General features: G+C 66.9%; 16 protein-coding genes and 1 pseudogene. 8 read left to right on the forward strand and 9 right to left on the reverse strand.

The features are described 5' to 3' along the window. The first annotated feature begins 11 nt into the window (after positions 1 to 11). On the forward strand, positions 12 to 791 hold the full coding sequence (locus RSPPHO_RS07020; RefSeq protein WP_041794696.1) for a TatD family hydrolase: 780 nt from the start codon (positions 12 to 14) through the stop codon (positions 789 to 791). Between the two features lie 75 nt (positions 792 to 866). Here the strand turns inward: RSPPHO_RS07020 and RSPPHO_RS07025 are convergent, their stop codons facing one another. Beyond that, a complete protein-coding gene (locus RSPPHO_RS07025; protein WP_041794697.1) occupies positions 867 to 2,333 on the reverse strand; it encodes an NAD-dependent succinate-semialdehyde dehydrogenase in 1,467 nt (488 codons plus the stop codon). A 203-nt stretch (positions 2,334 to 2,536) separates the two neighbouring features. On the opposite strand from RSPPHO_RS07025, the gene RSPPHO_RS07030 reads away from it, so the two are divergent. Then, entirely contained in the window at positions 2,537 to 3,136 is a 600-nt protein-coding gene (locus RSPPHO_RS07030; protein WP_014414573.1) for a GGDEF domain-containing protein, read from the forward strand. A 44-nt stretch (positions 3,137 to 3,180) separates the two neighbouring features. Here the strand turns inward: RSPPHO_RS07030 and gcvA are convergent, their stop codons facing one another. Next, on the reverse strand, positions 3,181 to 4,125 hold the full coding sequence (gcvA, locus tag RSPPHO_RS07035) for a transcriptional regulator GcvA (protein ID WP_014414574.1): 945 nt from the start codon (positions 4,123 to 4,125) through the stop codon (positions 3,181 to 3,183). A 173-nt stretch (positions 4,126 to 4,298) separates the two neighbouring features. Here gcvA and RSPPHO_RS07040 point away from each other — a divergent pair, with 173 nt between their 5' ends. Then, positions 4,299 to 4,538, forward strand: a complete 240-nt coding sequence (locus tag RSPPHO_RS07040; RefSeq protein ID WP_014414575.1) for a DUF1127 domain-containing protein — start codon at positions 4,299 to 4,301, stop codon at positions 4,536 to 4,538. 4 nt (positions 4,539 to 4,542) lie between these two features. Beyond that, on the forward strand, positions 4,543 to 5,457 hold the full coding sequence (locus RSPPHO_RS07045; RefSeq protein WP_014414576.1) for a DMT family transporter: 915 nt from the start codon (positions 4,543 to 4,545) through the stop codon (positions 5,455 to 5,457). Between the two features lie 71 nt (positions 5,458 to 5,528). Here RSPPHO_RS07045 and RSPPHO_RS07050 read toward each other — a convergent pair whose 3' ends face one another. Next, positions 5,529 to 5,972 (reverse strand): hypothetical protein, encoded by a 444-nt coding sequence (locus RSPPHO_RS07050; RefSeq protein ID WP_041794698.1) that lies wholly within the window; start codon positions 5,970 to 5,972, stop codon positions 5,529 to 5,531. A 185-nt stretch (positions 5,973 to 6,157) separates the two neighbouring features. On the opposite strand from RSPPHO_RS07050, the gene RSPPHO_RS18805 reads away from it, so the two are divergent. Further along, on the forward strand, positions 6,158 to 6,331 hold the full coding sequence (locus RSPPHO_RS18805) for a CopG family ribbon-helix-helix protein (RefSeq protein WP_014414577.1): 174 nt from the start codon (positions 6,158 to 6,160) through the stop codon (positions 6,329 to 6,331). A 72-nt stretch (positions 6,332 to 6,403) separates the two neighbouring features. Here the strand turns inward: RSPPHO_RS18805 and phaR are convergent, their stop codons facing one another. Next, positions 6,404 to 7,024, reverse strand: a complete 621-nt coding sequence (gene phaR / locus RSPPHO_RS07055) for a polyhydroxyalkanoate synthesis repressor PhaR (RefSeq protein WP_014414578.1) — start codon at positions 7,022 to 7,024, stop codon at positions 6,404 to 6,406. 184 nt (positions 7,025 to 7,208) lie between these two features. After that, a pseudogene (gene recR / locus RSPPHO_RS07060) lies at positions 7,209 to 7,682 on the reverse strand (recombination mediator RecR); the annotation flags it as partial. Between the two features lie 63 nt (positions 7,683 to 7,745). Here recR and cobW point away from each other — a divergent pair. Further along, positions 7,746 to 8,687 carry a cobalamin biosynthesis protein CobW gene (gene cobW / locus RSPPHO_RS07065; RefSeq protein WP_242390592.1) on the forward strand — a complete coding sequence of 314 codons (942 nt, stop codon included), beginning with the start codon at positions 7,746 to 7,748 and terminating at the stop codon, positions 8,685 to 8,687. 55 nt (positions 8,688 to 8,742) lie between these two features. Here cobW and RSPPHO_RS07070 read toward each other — a convergent pair whose 3' ends face one another. Next, positions 8,743 to 9,843: an HD domain-containing phosphohydrolase gene (locus RSPPHO_RS07070; protein ID WP_041794699.1), complete on the reverse strand. Its 1,101-nt coding sequence runs from the start codon at positions 9,841 to 9,843 to the stop codon at positions 8,743 to 8,745. Positions 9,844 to 10,096: 253 nt separating this feature from the next. Between RSPPHO_RS07070 and xseA the strand changes: the two genes are divergently transcribed. Then, positions 10,097 to 11,653: an exodeoxyribonuclease VII large subunit gene (gene xseA / locus RSPPHO_RS07075; RefSeq protein WP_041794700.1), complete on the forward strand. Its 1,557-nt coding sequence runs from the start codon at positions 10,097 to 10,099 to the stop codon at positions 11,651 to 11,653. Between the two features lie 122 nt (positions 11,654 to 11,775). Here xseA and truA read toward each other — a convergent pair whose 3' ends face one another. The 3 genes from truA to def are packed head-to-tail and all read right to left on the reverse strand — an operon-like array spanning position 11,776 to position 14,011. Continuing rightward, positions 11,776 to 12,537 (reverse strand): tRNA pseudouridine(38-40) synthase TruA, encoded by a 762-nt coding sequence (gene truA / locus RSPPHO_RS07080; protein ID WP_041794701.1) that lies wholly within the window; start codon positions 12,535 to 12,537, stop codon positions 11,776 to 11,778. Between the two features lie 2 nt (positions 12,538 to 12,539). Continuing rightward, entirely contained in the window at positions 12,540 to 13,463 is a 924-nt protein-coding gene (gene fmt, locus RSPPHO_RS07085; RefSeq protein ID WP_014414584.1) for a methionyl-tRNA formyltransferase, read from the reverse strand. Then, positions 13,460 to 14,011, reverse strand: coding sequence for a peptide deformylase (gene def / locus RSPPHO_RS07090; RefSeq protein WP_014414585.1), 552 nt, complete (start codon positions 14,009 to 14,011; stop codon positions 13,460 to 13,462). Before def ends, fmt begins: the two co-directional genes overlap by 4 nt. 280 nt (positions 14,012 to 14,291) lie before the next feature. Here def and RSPPHO_RS07095 point away from each other — a divergent pair, with 280 nt between their 5' ends. Beyond that, positions 14,292 to 16,826 (forward strand): ATP-dependent DNA helicase, encoded by a 2,535-nt coding sequence (locus RSPPHO_RS07095; protein WP_014414586.1) that lies wholly within the window; start codon positions 14,292 to 14,294, stop codon positions 16,824 to 16,826. Positions 16,827 to 16,881: the final 55 nt, after the last annotated feature.

Below are 16,881 nucleotides of genomic sequence, written 5' to 3' on the forward strand. Positions count from 1 at the left end.
GGAAGACGACCATGTTGGTGGACAGCCATTGCCACCTGGATTTTCCCGACTTCGCCGAGGACCTGGACACGGTGGTGGCCCGGGCCCACACGGCGGGCGTCGGCACCGTGCTGACCATTGGGACCCATGTCACCCGCTTTCCGGCGGTGCTGGCCGTGGCCGAGCGGTTCCCCAACGTCTGGTGCACGGTGGGCATCCATCCGCACGAGGCGGGGCGGGAACCGGAAACCGACGCCGAAACCCTGGTGCGTCTTGCCCAGTCGCCCAAGGTGGTGGGCTTTGGCGAGACCGGTCTCGACTACTTCTACGACCACAGCCCGCGCGAGGCCCAGCAGCGCGCCTTTCGCGCCCATCTCGAGGCGGCGCGCTTGAGCGGCTTGCCCGTGGTCATCCATACCCGCGACGCCGACGAGGACATGGCGCGGATCTTGGAGGACGAGGCGAAGAAAGGGCCGTTCACGGGTCTGATCCACTGCTTTAGTTCCGGCCCGGCTCTCGCCCGCACCGCCCTCGATCTCGGGCTTTATCTCTCCATCTCCGGCATTGTCACCTTCCCCAAAGCCCAGAACGTGCGCGATGTTCTGGCCGAGGTTCCGGTCGAGCGCCTGCTCGTCGAAACCGATGCACCATACCTCGCGCCGGTGCCGTTTCGCGGCAAACGCAACGAGCCGGCCCACGTGGTGCACACGGCGGCCCGCGTGGCCGAGCTGAAGGGGGTAAGCGTCGAGGCGTTCCAGGCCCTGAGTACCGAGGCCTTTTTTCGCGTGTTTCCGCGCTGTTCGCGTCCGTAAGCCGCAGGGGACGCGGGGCTGCCGCCCCGAACCCCGCCTGGAGGCTACGCCTCCAGACCTCCTCTTCTTTTTTATTTATTGAGCCTCCCCCAGCTCCGTAAAGTCATCGAGCCCGTACCGAGACCCCTCCCGCCCGATCCCCGACTCCTTGATGCCGCCAAACGGCGCCACCTCGGTGGAAATGATGCCCTCGTTGATGCCAACGATGCCGTATTCCAGGCCCTCGGCCACCCGCCACACCCGGCCCACGTCGCGGGCATAGAAGTAGGCGGCGAGACCAAACGGGGTGTCGTTAGCCAGACGGATCGCCTCTTCCTCGGTCGAGAAGCGATAGAGCGGCGCCACCGGGCCAAAGATCTCCTCGCGGGCAATGCGCATGTCGGCGGTGACGTTGGTCAGGATGGTCGGTTCAAAGAAGGTCCCCCCCAGGGCGTGCCGCTTGCCGCCCACCAGGGCACAAGCGCCCTTGCCCAGGGCATCCTCAACCAGGGCCTCGACCTTGGCCAACCCCTCGGCATTGATCAGCGGCCCCTGGGTCGCCTTGCCTTCCAGAGCCGGGCCCACCGTGATGGTCCGCACATGGGCCGCCAGCTTTTCGGCAAAGGCGTCGTAGACCTTGTCTTGGATCAACAAGCGGTTGGCGCACACACAGGTCTGGCCGGCGTTGCGGTACTTGGAGGCAATCGCCCCGGCCACGGCGGCATCGAGATCGGCATCGTCGAACACGATAAAGGGCGCGTTGCCGCCCAGTTCCAGCGAGACCTTCTTCACGGTGCCAGCGCACTGGGCCATCAAGATCTTGCCGACCTCGGTCGAACCGGTGAACGACAATTTGCGCACCACCGGGCTGCCGGTCAAAACCCCGCCCACGGCGCGCGGATCAGCCGAGGTCACCACGTTGAAAAGGCCGGCAGGCATCCCGGCCTTTTCCGCCAGCACGGCCAGGGCCAGGGCCGACAGCGGGGTGTCCTCGGCCGGCTTGATGACCACGGGGCAGCCCGCCGCCAGGGCCGGGGCGACCTTGCGGGTGATCATGGCCGAGGGGAAGTTCCAAGGCGTGATCGCCGCCACCACGCCAATCGGCTGGCGCAGCACCAAGAGGCGCTTGTCGCGGCCGTGCGAGGGCACCACATCGCCATACAGGCGCTTGGCTTCCTCGGCAAACCACTCCACAAAGCTGGCGCCGTAGGCCACTTCGCCGCGCGCCTCGGTCAGGGGCTTGCCGTTCTCGGCGCTCATCAACAGCGCCAGGGCGTCTTGGTGCTCCATGATGAGGGCGTACCACGCCTTGAGCACAGTGGCGCGCTCCTTGGCCGTGCGCGAGCGCCACGCCGGCCACGCGGCCTCGGCGGCGGCAACGGCGCGTTCGGTTTCGGCGGCGCCCAGGTCCGGCACGCGGGCAATCTCGGCCCCGCTTGCCGGATCCAGGACCGGGAAGGTGCCGCCCGCATCGGCGTCAATCCAGGCGCCGGCAACATACGCCTTGCCCGGCAGCAGCCCGGCGGCGCAAACGGAGGCGAGGGCGGAGGATCCTTCGGTCATGGTGGCTCCTTGAGGAGACTGGAGAGGGGAAAAAGCGTTCGAGGATACGGCAGCCTCGCCTCAATCCCAAGGGGCGACCTCATGGCAGGTCCGGGGCAAAATCAGGGCGATCAAGGGAATGAGGGGTCTGGGGAGGCCGCGCCTCCCCAGCCTTAAAAAACCCCCTGCCCGCCTGCGGCGCCCTGGAAGGTCTGCTGCGCCAGATGACCGTGCCTCTCCAAGTGGCGGTTGAGCGAGAAATCTTGCATCGAGCCCTTGATCTCGAGCGCCAGCGCTTTTACGAAACCGCCATCCGCGATCCCCTGACCGGCTTGTTCTCGCGCTATTACATGCAAGAAGCCCTGGGACGGCTCATGGATCTGCACGACCGCGATCCCCATGCCGCCGTGGGGGTGATCATGGCCGACATCGACCACTTCAAACACGTGAACGACCGCTATGGTCATGCCCAGGGCGATGAGGTCTTGCGGGCCGTGGCCCGCTGCCTGATGAGTGACATGCGGCCCAGCGATCTGCCGGTTCGGCTGGGCGGGGAGGAGTTTGCCATCTTCGTGGTTGGCAGTTCCTTGGAAACCCTGCGCGTCATGGCCGAACGCCTGCGCGGCGCGGTGGCCGAGCTCGACTTTGGGGCGCCGATGACGCAGAGCATCACCGCGTCGTTTGGCGTGGCGGTACGCTCCCCCGGCGAATCCCTGGCCAGGGTGCTGGAACGGGCCGACGACGCGCTGTACCGGGCCAAGGAAGGGGGGCGCAATCGGGTGTGCGCGGCGGGAGGACCAACGGCGTCCTTGACCCCGGACTGAGGCCAGAAAAGGAGGGAAGGCTGGGAGCCCAGCCCCCTCACCTTTCAGGCCCCGGGCTGGGCCACGAGCACGGCGCCCGGGGGGTGGTCGCGGGCCCAGGTCTCGGCCTCGGCCAGGATCCACTCGCGAAAGGAACGCACTCCGGGGCGGGTGAGGTGGCTCGGGGGGCAGACCAGCCAGTATTTCATGGGATTGGGCACCCGGAAGTGGAAGGGCTCGACCAGACGGCCGGCCTTGATGTCCTCCTCGACGATCACGGTGCGCCCCAGCATCACGCCCTGACCGTCGATACATGCCTGGATGGCCAGGGCCGAATCGAGATAGCCCGGGCCACGCGCCGGTCGCAGGCCATCAACCCCACCGAGCCCCAGGGGGTCGAGCCACGAGGCCCAGGAGATCCCCACGTCTTGCAAAAGCACATGGAAGCGCAGATCGGACGGCGCGGCCAACGGACGCGCGCCGCGCAGCAAGGCCGGACTGCACACCGGAAACAGCTCTTCCTCCAACAGCAGATCGGCATGCAGGCCATCGGCGATCTTGCGGGCCATGCGAATCGCCACGTCCACGCCGTCCCCGGCAAAGGAAGCGAGTTCCATGCTGGTGTGCAGGCGGACGGCCACCTCAGGGTGGGTGTTGATGAAGGCACTGAGACGGTGAACCATCCACTTGATGGCGAAACTCGACATTGTGGACAGTGTGAGATTGCCCGCTCTCGGGTCATGGCGCACGAGGGCCGCGGTGGCCTCGGCGATTTCGTCGAGCGCCTGTCCCACCGCCACGGCATAGACCTGCCCGGCCTCGGTGAGCACCACCTGTTTGTTGCGTCGGCGAAAAAGATCAACGCCCAGCCAAGTCTCCAGGCTGCGGATCTGGTGGCTGACGGCGGCTTGCGTAACCCCAAGATCCTGGGCCGCCAAGGTGAAGGACAGCCGCCGCGCGGCAACGGAAAACGTTCTGAGTGCGTTAAGGGGGGGAAGCGAAGGCGACATTCTCCACGTCCTTCGGATTAGTTTTCCTCATGCAACCCGGCAACATTACTCGTTTGTGGTTTAAGAGGCCAGGGCGCAAGATGATTTTGTTGGTGGGGATGACCCTTCATCTCCCCCCCGCTCCCCCCCGCTCTCTCTCATTCCCGACAGTCATCCCAACGAGGAGGTTCATCATGACCACTCACCGCATTACCGTCTCTGCTCCGCTGTCCGCACGCGTAAAGAGCGCAAAACATCACGGCGTATTCCATATGGTATCCCGCATGGAAGGCTGGCTCGCCCGCCATTATGACGCCATGGCCGCCCGCGCCGAGCGCAAAGAAAGCGAAGCCCTTCTGTCGAGCCTCGACGACCGCATGATGGCCGACATCGGCTACGGCCCCGAAGACAGTCAACGTCTTAGATTAGGATAGGGACATGCCCTCCAGAAATACGCTGCTTTATATCACGACTGTCTTAATTTGGGGATCAACATGGCTGGCAATCGAGTTCCAGCTCGGGGTGGTTGATCCTGCCGTCTCCCTCGTGTGGCGCTTCGCCCTGGCCAGCGGGCTGATGCTCGTGTGGTCGCGGTTTCAAGGCGGATGGCCCCGCTTCTCCCTTTCTCAGCACCTGTGGTCCGCTGCCCTCGGCTTTTGCCTGTTTTGCGCGAACTACCTGCTGTTTTATAATGCGACGGGCCTTCTCACCAGCGGCTTGGTGGCGGTTTCCTTCTCCTCCATTGTCGTCTTCAACATCTTGTTCGGCGCCTTGTTCTTCCGTCAGCCGCTGCGCGGGCGGGTGGTGGCGGGAGCTGCCTTGGGCTTGGGCGGCATTGCCCTGATCTTTGCCCCCGAACTGGGCCACCTCTCCCTCGCCGACAGCGCGCTCAAGGGCTTATTGCTGTGCGTGGCCGCGACCATTTTCGCCTCGTTTGGCAACCTGATTTCCGGTCGCAATCAGCGCGCCGGCATTCCGGTCTTGCAAGGCACCGCTGTGGGCATGGGCTACGGGGCCTTGTTCCTGGCGGGCATGGCGGTGGTCATGGGGCGGTCCTTCGTCCTTGATCTTTCGGCGCCCTACCTGCTGTCGCTGCTCTATCTCGCGGTCCTGGGCTCGGTGGTGGCGTTTTGGTGCTACCTCACCTTGCTCGGGCGGATCGGCGCCGACCGGGCGTCGTATGCCTCTGTCATGTTCCCGGTGGTGGCGCTGGCCCTGTCCACCGTGTTCGAGGGCTACCAGTGGACCCTGGAAGCCGGCCTTGGCCTCGGCCTGGTCGTGGCGGGCAACCTGCTGGTGCTCACACGCGGGAGCCGACAGCTGCACCCCACCCTGGCGCGCGCGGCCGAATGAGCGTTCTTCTGCCTTCCCGCCTCCCGGCGCCCCCCTTCGGGGTCCCGGGAGACGGTCGCGGCGAAGGCTCATCACGCTTCCAGATCAATCCCCATACCGGCGGCCTCTTGCCCCATGACCAGGGTCGAGCCGGGCCGTGCGCCCCCCCACAAATGGCTTACGGCATTGATCACAAAGCTGTAAACAGCGGCCGCAGTGCGGCGCAACAAGGAGGTGACGGGGCGGTCCGCCCCCTCGGCCTTGACGCCCTCGGCCAAGGTTTGAGCGACAAAGCCGACCGACCGCAAGGCTTGAGCGGCGGCAAGGCTTCCCTCCTCGGTATCGCCCCCTTCCGGTGGGGTCGGCGGCGCGGGGCGCTCGCGCGAGGCGTCGGCACCAGATGGACGGACCGCATCAACGGACGGACTGCGCGCCGCCAGGGCCCCCGCAAAAACGCCGACGTTCGATGATGCCACGGCAGGGGGAGCGGGTGGAACATCCCGCAAGGAGGCATCAAGAGCTTTGACGATCAGCATGATCTCTCCCTCTTTCCAGGAGGACTGCCCGTTGGCTTTCCCTGGGTGGGGAAAGGCCGAAACCAGCGCGTTCTTTCTGAGCGCGCGACCAACGGCAAAGGAATTAGTTTGCCTGTCTCCCTGGCAAATTCAAGGGCTGGTTTGCCGGGTCAGGCCCGCTTCACAGCGCAAGAGGACGCCCTGTCATGAAGGATGCGACGTTCACCTTCCGCCTGGAAGAAGACTTGAAGCTGCGTTTTACGACTCTCGCCAGAACACTCGACCGCAGTAGCGCCGACTTGTTGCGGGATTACATTCTGGAGTTTGTCGAGCGGCAGGAGAAAACTTACGTGAGTTCTCGTGCTCGGCACGATGCGTGAGACGACGCTAAAAAAGGAACGGCTGGGGAGGCGAGGCCTCCCCAGACCCCTCGTTTCTGGGAGGGGGAGGGCTCAGGAGGCGTCGGCGGGGGGCGCCTTTTTTTCGTTTTCGGTCAGGCGGGCCAACTGTTGCTGCAAGGCTTCCAGTTCCTGGCGCAGCGCCTCGGCATCCCGGGGGGGAGAGGCCGGAGACGGCGGCGCCGCCGCGTCCCCCGTGGTCTGAAAAGGATTAAAAAAGCTGGTGAGCGCGTTCTCGAAAAAAGAGAGGTTGCGCTTGTTCATCTCTTCAAAGTTCTGAAAAGGAAAGAGGCCATCCAGCGCCGATTTCATCATCGAGCGCATCTGCTCCTCGTTCCGCGAAAAGGACTGCATGGTGTATTCAAGGTATTGGGGCACAACTCCCCCCAGACTATCACCATAAAAGCTGATGAGCTGACGCAAAAAGCCGATCGGCAACAGGTTTTGCCCCTTGGCTTCTTCTTCGACGATAATCTGGGTCAAGACTGAGCGGGTGATGTCCTCACCCGTCTTGGCATCGTAAACGACAAAATCCTTATTCTCACGAACCATACCCGACAGATAATCAAGGGTCACGTAACTGCTGGTCGCCGTATTATAAAGACGACGATTGGCGTATTTCTTGATGGTGATCGGCGCTTCGGCACCGGCGCTCTTTGATCCCTTGGACGGCATGCCCGCTTCTCCCGTCAGGTCCTCTGGCTAGGTGGCGGATTACCCCCCTGGCCCCCGTTTGAGTAAGGATAGCGTTGCAACGCGGGAGAAGCCAGGGGAAATCCCGGGGCCATCGGACGAGARGAAAAAGCCCCAAGACACGAGGGGTCTGGGGAGGCCGCGCCTCCCCAGCCTTCCTTTTCCCCTACACGGGACGCCGCGCCGCCAAGGCCGCGCTCAAGGTCCCGTCATCAAGATACTCCAGCTCCCCCCCGACCGGCACCCCCTGCGCCAAGCCGGAGACCAGCACGCCCCGGGGCTCCAGGCGATCGGCGACGACATGGGCCGTCGTCTGCCCCTCAACCGTAGCAGGCAATGCCAAGATCACTTCGCGCACCGCCTCGGGCCCCAGGCGGGCCTCCAGACGGTCAAGGCCCAAGTCATCGGGCCCAATGCCGTCCAGGGCGGACAGCAAGCCGCCCAACACATGGTAGCGCCCGCGAAAGGCGCCCCCGCGCTCCAGGGCCCACAGGTCGGCCACGTCGCGCACCACACACACCACGCTCGGATCGCGCCGAGAGTCGGCACAAATGCCGCACGGGGTTTGCGTATCGACATTGCCGCACACCGGGCAGTCGCGCACCGTGGCGGCGACGGCCTCCAGGGCGGCGCGCAAGGGGTCCTGCCCGCCACCGTCATCACCGGCTTTCTCGGCGCCGGCAAGACCACCTTGGTGCGTCACATGATGACTCACGCCCAAGGGCGGCGCATCGCCTTGATCATCAACGAGTTCGGCGACGTGGGCATGGACCGCGACATCTTGGCCGCCTGTGGCGTGGCCGGCTGCGCTGAGGATGAAATCGTCGAGTTGGCCAACGGCTGCCTGTGCTGCACCGTGGCCGACGCCTTCATCCCGACCATGGAAGCCCTCCTTGACCGCCCCAACCCGCCCGACCACATCGTGATCGAGACCTCGGGGCTGGCCCTGCCCAAACCCTTAGTGCGGGCCTTCGACTGGCCGGCCATCCGCGCCCGGGTCACGGTGGATGGGGTGCTTGCGGTGGTCGATGCCCCGGCTCTCCTCACCGGCCGCTTCGAGGAACCGGCCCCGGGGCAGGAGCCCGCCGCCGACCACGACAATCCCCTGGAAGAAGTGTTCTCCGACCAACTGCGCTGCGCCGATCTGGTGATCTTGAACAAGGTCGATCTGCTGGACGCCCCGGCCATCGCCCGCGCCCACGCCCTGGTCGCCGCCCAGAGCCGCCCGGGTACCCAGGTGCTGGAAACGGTCCAGGGCGTGGTGGATCCGGCCATCGCGCTGGGCCTCGCCGCCGGGGCTGAGGACGACCTGGACAGCCGCCCCAGCCACCACGACACCGCCACCGATCATGATCACGACGATTTTGTAAGCTTCTGCGTGGACCTCGCACCGGTCGCCGACCCGGCACGCTTTGCCCAGGACCTGCACGCGGTGATCACCACCCACGACATCTTGCGGATCAAAGGCGGCCTGATGGTGCCCGGTAAACCCATGCGCCACCTGCTCCAGGCGGTGGGACCGCGCGTTTCCGGCTACTACGACCGCCCCTGGCGCCCCACCGAAACCCCGGCGTCTCGCCTCGTCGTCATCGGCCTCAAAGGCCTCGACCAAGCCGCCGTCACCCAGTCCCTCCGCGCCCTCTAATCATAAGGAGGGGTCTGGGGAGGCCCGCCTCCCCAGCCTTCCTTTTTTGTTCCCCTTACCCCAAAGGATCCTCCCGATAGCGCGCCTGAATCGCCTGAATCTCGTTGGGACACGACAACAAGGCCTCAACCGCCTCGGCGTCAAACCGCACACCGGCATGCTCGCGCAAATAAGCCGCCGCCTCCTCGTTCGACCACGCCCCCTTGTAGGGACGCTTGCTGGTCAAGGCGTCGAACACATCGGCGATGGCGGTAATGCGGGCTTCCAGCGGAATGGCACTGCCGGTCAACCCATGGGGATAGCCAGTACCGTCTAGGGCCTCGTGATGATAGGTCACGATGTTGCGCAGGATCGAGACATGGGGCACGGTCTCAAGACCGAAGCTCTGGATCATGGCGTCGATGATTTCCGTTCCCTTGGCCACGTGGGTCCGCATCACCCTCAGTTCCTCGCTGGTCAGGCGACCGGGCTTGAGCAACACCGCATCAGGAATGGCTACCTTACCCACGTCGTGCAGCGGGGCAAAGCGATAGACGTATTCAACCCACCAATCCTCAAGATCATGGCGCGGCGCCAGGACCCACGCGATCAGGCGGGCGTAGCGGGCCATGCGCTCCAGGTGCTGCCCGGTTTCGTCGTCCCGATGGCGACTGAACACCCGGGCGGCCTGCACCGCTCCCTTGAGGGTGTTGATCGGCAGAATTTCGTTGATGACCAGCAAGCTGATCAACTGGGCATAAATATCAAGGCTTGCCACCACCCTCTCGTTAAAGAATCCGGGCTCGGTCGCATTAAAAAACAAAAAACCATGGAGCGTCGCCCCCTGACGAATCGGCACGGTGTAGCTGGAGCGATAGGGGGTCTCGCGAATGGCCTGGGTGTGGTGACTGAGCGAGCCCGGCAGGACCGCCAGATCGGGGATGACCCGGCTTAAACCCGTTTCGGCCAGAGCTTGCAAGGACGGCACGTCTGACAACTTGGCTTCGTATAATCGCAAGGGCGACGCACCGCGCGTACTGTGAACAAACGTCTTAAGCAGATCGCTCTCGTTGTCGTAAACGGCAACGGCGATCCGACACAAGGCCGGGTATTGACGCTGAAACTGATCGTGAAGTTCGGCGAGGCGCCGACTGAGATCTTCAGGGCAGAGAGCCATTGTTCGCCAGAAAACAGGAAGGGACGCCCTTTCGGGCCGGGGAAAACGGGACGGACCGGAACGATGCACATTGCATACTGGGGAGAGCACAGCATAGCTTCTTTGCTCGCGGATGACCATAGGACCTCCGCCACCCCTCAGGGCCATCAAGGGACTGGGGCGTTTACGAAGAGAGAAGGCTCGCCTCCCCAGCCTTCTCTCGTTCCCCGCCGGGCTTGCACCGCTGCGGGGCTTGCGGCACTCTGGCGCCATCATGACCGATCCCGCCGCCTCCCCCGCCCGCAACGTTCCAGAGCTCTCGGTCTCGGAACTCTCCGGCGCCTTGCGTCGCACGCTTGAGGAAGCGTTCGGCCATGTGCGCGTGCGCGGCGAAATCAGCCAGCCCAAAACCGCGTCCTCCGGCCACTGCTACTTGCGGCTCAAGGACGATCAGGCGGTGATCGACGCCATCATCTGGCGCGGCAGCCTCGCCAAGATGACCCTGCGCCCCGAAGAAGGCCTGGAGGTCATCGCCACCGGCCGCCTCACCACCTATCCCGGACGCTCCAGCTATCAGATCATCATCGAAAGCCTGGAACTGGCCGGCGAAGGCGCCTTGCTCAAAATGCTGGAGGAGCGCCGCCGCCGTCTCGCCGCCGAAGGCCTGTTCGACCCCCAGCGCAAGCGCCCCCTGCCCTTCTTGCCCCGCGTGATCGGCGTTGTGACCTCGCCGACCGGGGCGGTGATCCGCGACATCTTGCACCGGCTCTCCGACCGCTTCCCGGTGCGAGTCCTGGTCTGGCCCGTGGCGGTGCAAGGCGACGCAGCGCCGGCCCAAATCGTCGCCGCTCTGGAAGGCTTCAACGCCCTGGCCCCCGATGGCCCCGTGCCCCGGCCCGACCTTCTCATCGTAGCGCGCGGCGGCGGCAGCCTGGAAGACCTGATGGCCTTCAACGACGAGGCCGTGGTCCGCGCAGCGGCGGCCAGCGCCATCCCCCTGATCTCGGCCGTGGGCCACGAAACCGACGTCACCCTCATCGACCACGCCGCCGACTACCGCGCCCCGACCCCCACCGGAGCGGCGGAACGGGCGGTGCCGGTGCGCCTTGACCTGCAAGCCCAGGTCCGCGACCTCACCACCCGCCAAGACGGCGCCCTGCGCCGCTTTTTACAAGACCGCGAGGTTCGGGTTGCCGGCCTCGCGCGCGGCCTGCCCCAGTTGGAGCGCCTGCTGGAAGGCTATGTGCAGCGCCTGGACGACCGCGCCGCCCGCTTGGACGCCGCGCCCCGGCGCCTCCTCGATCAAGCCCAGGAGCGGGTCCGGCTGGTCGCCGCCCGCCTGCGCCGCCCCGCCGATCTCATCGCCCGCAAGGCCGACAGCCTGGAGCGGGCCCAGCACGGCCTCGACGCCGCCCTAACCCGTGGCCTGCGCGAGGCGGCGCGCGTCTTGGAGCAGATGGGCCGTCGCCTGCGCCCCGAAAGCGTCGCCCGCCTGGAAACCCAGGGCCGGCGCACCCTGGCCGACCTGACCCAGCGCCTGGACGCAGGCTTAACCCGCGACACCGCCCGCCGCGCCGAGCGCTTAAACCAACTCGCCTTGCGCCTGGACAGCGTGTCCTACCGCGCCGCGCTGCGCCGGGGGTATGTGGTGGTGCGCCGGGCCGAGGATGGCCGCATTCTGGCCAACGCTGCGGCTGTCAGCCCGGGCATGGCCCTGACCCTTGATTTCCATGATGGCGCCGTGCCGGCCACGGCGGGCCAGCCGGCTCGGCCGCGCGGGCGCAAGGCCAAGGAGGCGGCGGAGCAAGGGGATTTATTGGAGGGGTTGTGAAAGAAAAGGAAGGCTGGGGAGGCAGGCCTCCCCAGACCCCACGGTCCCTTTGGCCCTGCGATCGAAGCGTATCCCCAGGAATGGAGGGGTCTGGGGAGGCTCGCCTCCCCAGCCTTCCTTTATCAGGGCTCCAACGGCGGCTCGCCGTCGTACCGAACCGCCCGAAAATAAAGCCCCTCCGCCGGCGCCGTCGGCCCCGCCGCCGCACGCGAACACGCCGCCAAAGCATCGGCCACGTCCGCCCGCGTCCAACGCCCCGCCCCTACCAGTTCCAAGGTTCCCACCATGTTGCGCACTTGGTGATGAAGGAACGAGCGGGCCCGTGTCGTCACGTGGATCTCGTCACCCACCCGACGCACCCGAAGGGCCGCCAGGGTCTTGACCGGGCTCTCGGCCTGGCACTCGCTGGCGCGGAAGCTGGAGAAGTCGTGCCGCCCGACCAAGACCTGGGCCGCCTCGTCCATGGCCTGGGCATCCAGCGGCCGCGTCACCCACCACACCTTGCCCTGATCCAGGGTCGGGGGCGCCTCGCGGTTCAGCAGGCGATAAAGATAAGACCGCTCAACCGCCGAAAAACGGGCGTGAAAGGTGTCGTCCACCTCCTGACTGGCAACCACCGCCACCGGCCACGGCCGCACGTGGGCGTTCAGCGCCTTGCGCACGGTGGGCGCCCCATAGGCTCGCGGCAAATCAAGATGCGCCACCTGCCCCAGGGCATGCACCCCGGAATCGGTACGCCCCGAGCCATGGACCCGCACCGGCTGGCCGCACAGGCGCTCGGCCGCCGTCTCTAAGGCCTCTTGCACCGACAAGCCGTTGTCCTGGCGTTGCCAGCCGACAAACGGCCGACCGTCATATTCCACGGTCAAACGATAGCGCGGCATGGTCAGGCGCCGGCCAACACGCTGCCCACCGGCAAGGCCCGGCCGCGCAGGAAGTCGGCGGCCGCCAAGGGCGCGCGGCCGGCCCGCTGCACACTGAGCAGCCGGACGGCCCCCCGGCCACAGGCCACCAGCAAGCCGTCGTCGAGCACGGTGCCCGGCGCCCCGCTGCCCTCCTCGGCCCGGCTCATCAACACTTTCACCCGTTCGTCGCCCAAGGGAAACCACGCCCCGGGGAACGGCGAGAAAGCCCGAATGCGCCGGTCCACCTCGTCGGCCGTCTGGCTCCAATCAAGCCGGGCCTCGGCCTTGTCGATCTTGGCGGCATAGGTAATGCCCTCGTCCGGCTGAGGACGGGCCTCCAAGGTGCCAGCGGCCAAGCCCTCAAGCCCCGGAACGATCATGCGCGCCCCCAGGGCCGACAGGGCATCGTGCACACTCACCCCCGTAGCCTCGGCGGTCAGGGGCAGGCGCTCAACCGCCAGCATGGCCCCGGTATCCAGGCCCTCGTCCATCTGCATCAAGGTCACGCCGGTCTCGGCATCGCCAGCCAACACGGCCCGCTGAATCGGCGCTGCCCCCCGCCAACGCGGCAGCAGCGAGGCATGAACGTTGACGCAGCCCAGGCGCGGCGCCTCCAAAATGGCGCGCGGCAGGATCAGGCCATAAGCCGCCACCACCGCCACATCGGCCTTCAGCGCGGCAAAGCGGGCCTGCTCCTCGGCATCACGCAACCGCGCCGGGGTGGACACCGGCAGGCCCAGGTCCAGGGCCGCCGCGTGCACCGGGGTCGGCCGGGGCGCCTGACCCCGCCCGGCGGCGCGCGGCGGCTGGCAATACACATGAACGACCGAAAAGCGCGCGTGCAGCGCCTCCAAGATCGGCACGGAGAACCCGGGGGTCCCCATGAAAACAACCGAAAGCGTCACGCCACCACCCCCGTTTCCTCGCCCGCTGCCCGGCGCGGCCCGCCCGACCGGGTCGCTTTCTTAGCCCGACGCAGCAGCATCCCCCGCTTGAGGGCCGAGAGGTGATCAACAAACAAGGTGCCGTTCAGGTGGTCGATCTCGTGCTGCAACACCACGGCCAGCAGCCCATCGGCCTCGATCTCCCGCGCGGTCCCGGTTTCGTCCAGATACGCCACCTTGACCTGGGCCGGCCGCACCACGGTGTCGTATTGCTCGGGCACCGAGAGGCACCCTTCCTCATACGGCTTGGTCTCCTCGGACGCCCACAGAATCTCAGGATTGGCGAGGCGCATCGGACGCGGCGCCTCACCCTCGCGGGCCGGATCCACAACAATCACCCGCTTGAGGACCCCAACCTGCGGCGCCGCCAGACCAATCCCCGGCGCGGCATACATGGTCTCCACCATGTCGTTCATCAGCCGCACCACGGCAGCATCAACCCGCTCGACCGGCAGGGCCTTGCGTTTCAGGCGCGGATCGGGCGCCGTCAGAATGGGAAGCAGGGCCATGGCAGGAAAATCCGCTTGCTATCGGGCCAAAAAGCCCACTTAAGCCCCCCATGCGCCTGCGTCAAGGTTCCTGCCAAGCGAGAGCAGGGGGGGCAGGCCGGGAACGAAGAGCGATCATCAAATGGAGTGACGCGGGGCTGCCGCCCCGGGCCCCGCCTGGAGGCTGACGCCTCCAGACCTCCGCTTTCTTTTATTAATTGGCCCTCCCTTCCCCCCCCTGTGTTTTGAAAAGCGTGCTTTTCAAAACACAGGGGGGGGGAAGGGAGGGCCATGAACAGTCGTGCGGCCCGCCCGGTTTTGCGCCCCCACGCCGCGCGGTCTGGCCCGCAGCCTGGGCTTGCCGGTGCCCGAAACCCCGGCCGAGCAAGCCCGCCTTCTGCCCTGGGCCGTGCAAACCCTCCTTGATGATTTGGCCCTGACCCCGGCCAAGCACCGCCCCGAGGTCCGGGCCCTGGCCCACCTGATGGCGCGGGGGGGCTGGCCTTGGGGGAGTGCGGTGCTGCAAGCCCTGGGCGACGGGCCGCCCCCGCCCCAGGCCGCCCAACTGCGGGCGCTGGCTGTCTGGACCGCCCTGCCCGAGGTGCCCGAGTTGGCCCCGGAGCCGCCACCCGGCACCACCCCCATCAGCCCGCGCGAGGCCCAGGCCCGCTTGGCCCAGGTCCTGGGACCGCAGGCAGAATCGCGACCGCAACAAGCCCAATACACGGGCGCGGTGTGTGCGGCGTTCGATCCCCGACACCACCCCGACACCCCCCAGGTGGTGTTGGCCGAGGCGGGGACCGGCGTGGGCAAGACTCTGGGCTACATTGCCCCGGCCAGCCTGTGGGCCGAGCGCAACGAGGCCACGGTGTGGATCAGCACCTACACCCGCAATCTCCAGCGCCAGCTCGACACCGAATTGGATCGCCTCTACCCCAATCCCGACGACAAGAACACCCATGTGGTCGTGCGCAAGGGGCGAGAAAACTACCTCTGCCTGCTCAACTTCGAGGAAGCGGCGGCGCGGGTTGCCGCCGTGCCCAGCGAGGCCCCGGCCCTGGGCCTGATGGCGCGCTGGATTCTCGCCACGCGCGACGGCGACATGGTGGGCAGCGACTTCCCGGGCTGGCTGGCCGACCTGCTGGGACGCGAGGTCACCTTGGGGCTGGCCGACCGACGCGGCGAATGCCTGTTTTCGGCCTGCGAGCACGTCCATCGTTGTTTTATCGAGCGCACCATTCGCCGGGCGCGACGGGCGCGGCTGGTGGTGGCCAACCACGCTTTGGTGATGGTGCAAGCGGCGCTGGGGGGGATCGACGACGACAGCCGGCCCGGTCGCTTTGTGTTCGACGAGGGCCATCACCTGTTCGATGCCGCCGACGCCGCCTTTGCCGCCCACCTGAGCGCCGTTGAAACCGCCGAGGCCCGGCGCTGGCTGCTGGGCGCCGAGGAGAGCGGCCGCTCGCGGGCCCGGGGCCTAGCCCGCCGCGCCGAGGGGCTGGTTGATCCCGAGGGCGACGCCGCCGCCCTCCTGAGCGACGCCCTGGAGGCGGCCCGCGCCCTGCCCGGCCCCGGCTGGGCGGCCCGGCTGGCCGGCGCCCAACCAAAGGGTGCGGTGGAACACTTCTTGATCGAGGTCCGCCGGCAGGTTCTGGCCCGCGCCCCAGGCGTCGAGGGCCCCCACAGCCTGGAGGCCGAAGCCCGCCCGGCCGAGCCCGAGCTTCTGGAAGCGGCGCGCGCCGTGGCCGCCGCCCTCACCGACCTTGTCGAGCCCCTCAAGGCCTACGCCGGTGCCTTGGCGCGACGCCTGGACAGCGAGGCCGACACCTTGGAAACCTCGACCCGCACCCGCTTGGACTCCATGGTCCGCTCGCTGGAGCGCCGGGCCATCGGCCCGCTCGCGGCGTGGAAGGCGATGGCCGATGGTTTGGCCAAAGACGTGCCGGCCGAGTTCGTGGAGTGGCTGACCCTAGATCGGGTAGACGGCCGCGAGATGGACGTAGGCTTGCATCGCCATTGGGTGGACCCGACCCAGCCCTTCGCCCAAACTCTGGGGCGCCGGGCCCAGGGCTTTTTGGTCACCTCGGCCACCCTGCGCGACGGCAATACCGACAGCGAAGCGGCCTGGATCGCCGCCGAGGCCCGGGTTGGCCTGCGGCACCTGCCCGGTTCCTGTGTGCGCGCCGCCGTGCCCTCCCCCTTCGATTACGTCAATGCGACCCGGGTGTTGGTGGTCACCGACGTCCCCCGCGAAGATGCGGCGCAGGTGGCGGCGGCCTTTCGGGTTTTGTTTCTGGCGGCGGGGGGCGGGGCCCTGGGCTTGTTCACGGCGGTGGCCCGCCTGCGCGCCGTGCACGCCCGCATTGCGCCGCTCCTGGAGGAAGCCGGCCTGCCACTTTATGCCCAGCACGTCGATGCCATGGACATCGGCACCCTGATCGCCATTTTCCGCGACGAAGAAGACGCCTGCCTGCTGGGCACCGACGCGGTGCGCGACGGCGTGGACGTGCCGGGCCGCTCCTTGCGCCTGATCGTCTTCGACCGCGTGCCCTGGCCCCGCCCCGATCTGCTGCACAAGGCCCGGCGCGCAACCTGGGGCGGGTCGGCCTATGACGACCGCCTGACCCGGCTCCGCCTCAAGCAGGCCTTTGGACGATTGGTACGCCGTGCCGACGATCGAGGAGTGTTCGTCATGCTCGACAACCGCATGCCCACCCGCCTGACCAGCGCCTTTCCCGCCGGCGTGACGGTGGAGCGCGTCGGCCTGGCCGAGGCGGTGGCCATTGTGCGGGCCCACTGCCTAACCCTGACGGCAAGAGCCCCCTCGTTGCCCTAGGGAGGGAAGGATCTAGCGAGACCGTACCGCCCCAGTCTTCTCCCTTTGCTGGTAC

Source organism: Pararhodospirillum photometricum DSM 122 (genome assembly GCF_000284415.1).
GTDB classification, from domain to species: domain Bacteria; phylum Pseudomonadota; class Alphaproteobacteria; order Rhodospirillales; family Rhodospirillaceae; genus Pararhodospirillum; species Pararhodospirillum photometricum.

What these genes read in the sequence shown, in the direction of transcription:
- RSPPHO_RS07020 (WP_041794696.1), top strand. Translation starts at nt 12, where the DNA reads ATGTTGGTGGACAGCCATTGCCACCTGGATTTTCCCGACTTCGCCGAG.
- RSPPHO_RS07025 (WP_041794697.1), bottom strand. Translation starts at nt 2,333, where the DNA reads ATGACCGAAGGATCCTCCGCCCTCGCCTCCGTTTGCGCCGCCGGGCTG.
- RSPPHO_RS07030 (WP_014414573.1), top strand. Translation starts at nt 2,537, where the DNA reads ATGACCGTGCCTCTCCAAGTGGCGGTTGAGCGAGAAATCTTGCATCGA.
- gcvA (WP_014414574.1), bottom strand. Translation starts at nt 4,125, where the DNA reads ATGTCGCCTTCGCTTCCCCCCCTTAACGCACTCAGAACGTTTTCCGTT.
- RSPPHO_RS07040 (WP_014414575.1), top strand. Translation starts at nt 4,299, where the DNA reads ATGACCACTCACCGCATTACCGTCTCTGCTCCGCTGTCCGCACGCGTA.
- RSPPHO_RS07045 (WP_014414576.1), top strand. Translation starts at nt 4,543, where the DNA reads ATGCCCTCCAGAAATACGCTGCTTTATATCACGACTGTCTTAATTTGG.
- RSPPHO_RS07050 (WP_041794698.1), bottom strand. Translation starts at nt 5,972, where the DNA reads ATGCTGATCGTCAAAGCTCTTGATGCCTCCTTGCGGGATGTTCCACCC.
- RSPPHO_RS18805 (WP_014414577.1), top strand. Translation starts at nt 6,158, where the DNA reads ATGAAGGATGCGACGTTCACCTTCCGCCTGGAAGAAGACTTGAAGCTG.
- phaR (WP_014414578.1), bottom strand. Translation starts at nt 7,024, where the DNA reads ATGCCGTCCAAGGGATCAAAGAGCGCCGGTGCCGAAGCGCCGATCACC.
- cobW (WP_242390592.1), top strand. Translation starts at nt 7,746, where the DNA reads ATGATGACTCACGCCCAAGGGCGGCGCATCGCCTTGATCATCAACGAG.
- RSPPHO_RS07070 (WP_041794699.1), bottom strand. Translation starts at nt 9,843, where the DNA reads ATGGCTCTCTGCCCTGAAGATCTCAGTCGGCGCCTCGCCGAACTTCAC.
- xseA (WP_041794700.1), top strand. Translation starts at nt 10,097, where the DNA reads ATGACCGATCCCGCCGCCTCCCCCGCCCGCAACGTTCCAGAGCTCTCG.
- truA (WP_041794701.1), bottom strand. Translation starts at nt 12,537, where the DNA reads ATGCCGCGCTATCGTTTGACCGTGGAATATGACGGTCGGCCGTTTGTC.
- def (WP_014414585.1), bottom strand. Translation starts at nt 14,011, where the DNA reads ATGGCCCTGCTTCCCATTCTGACGGCGCCCGATCCGCGCCTGAAACGC.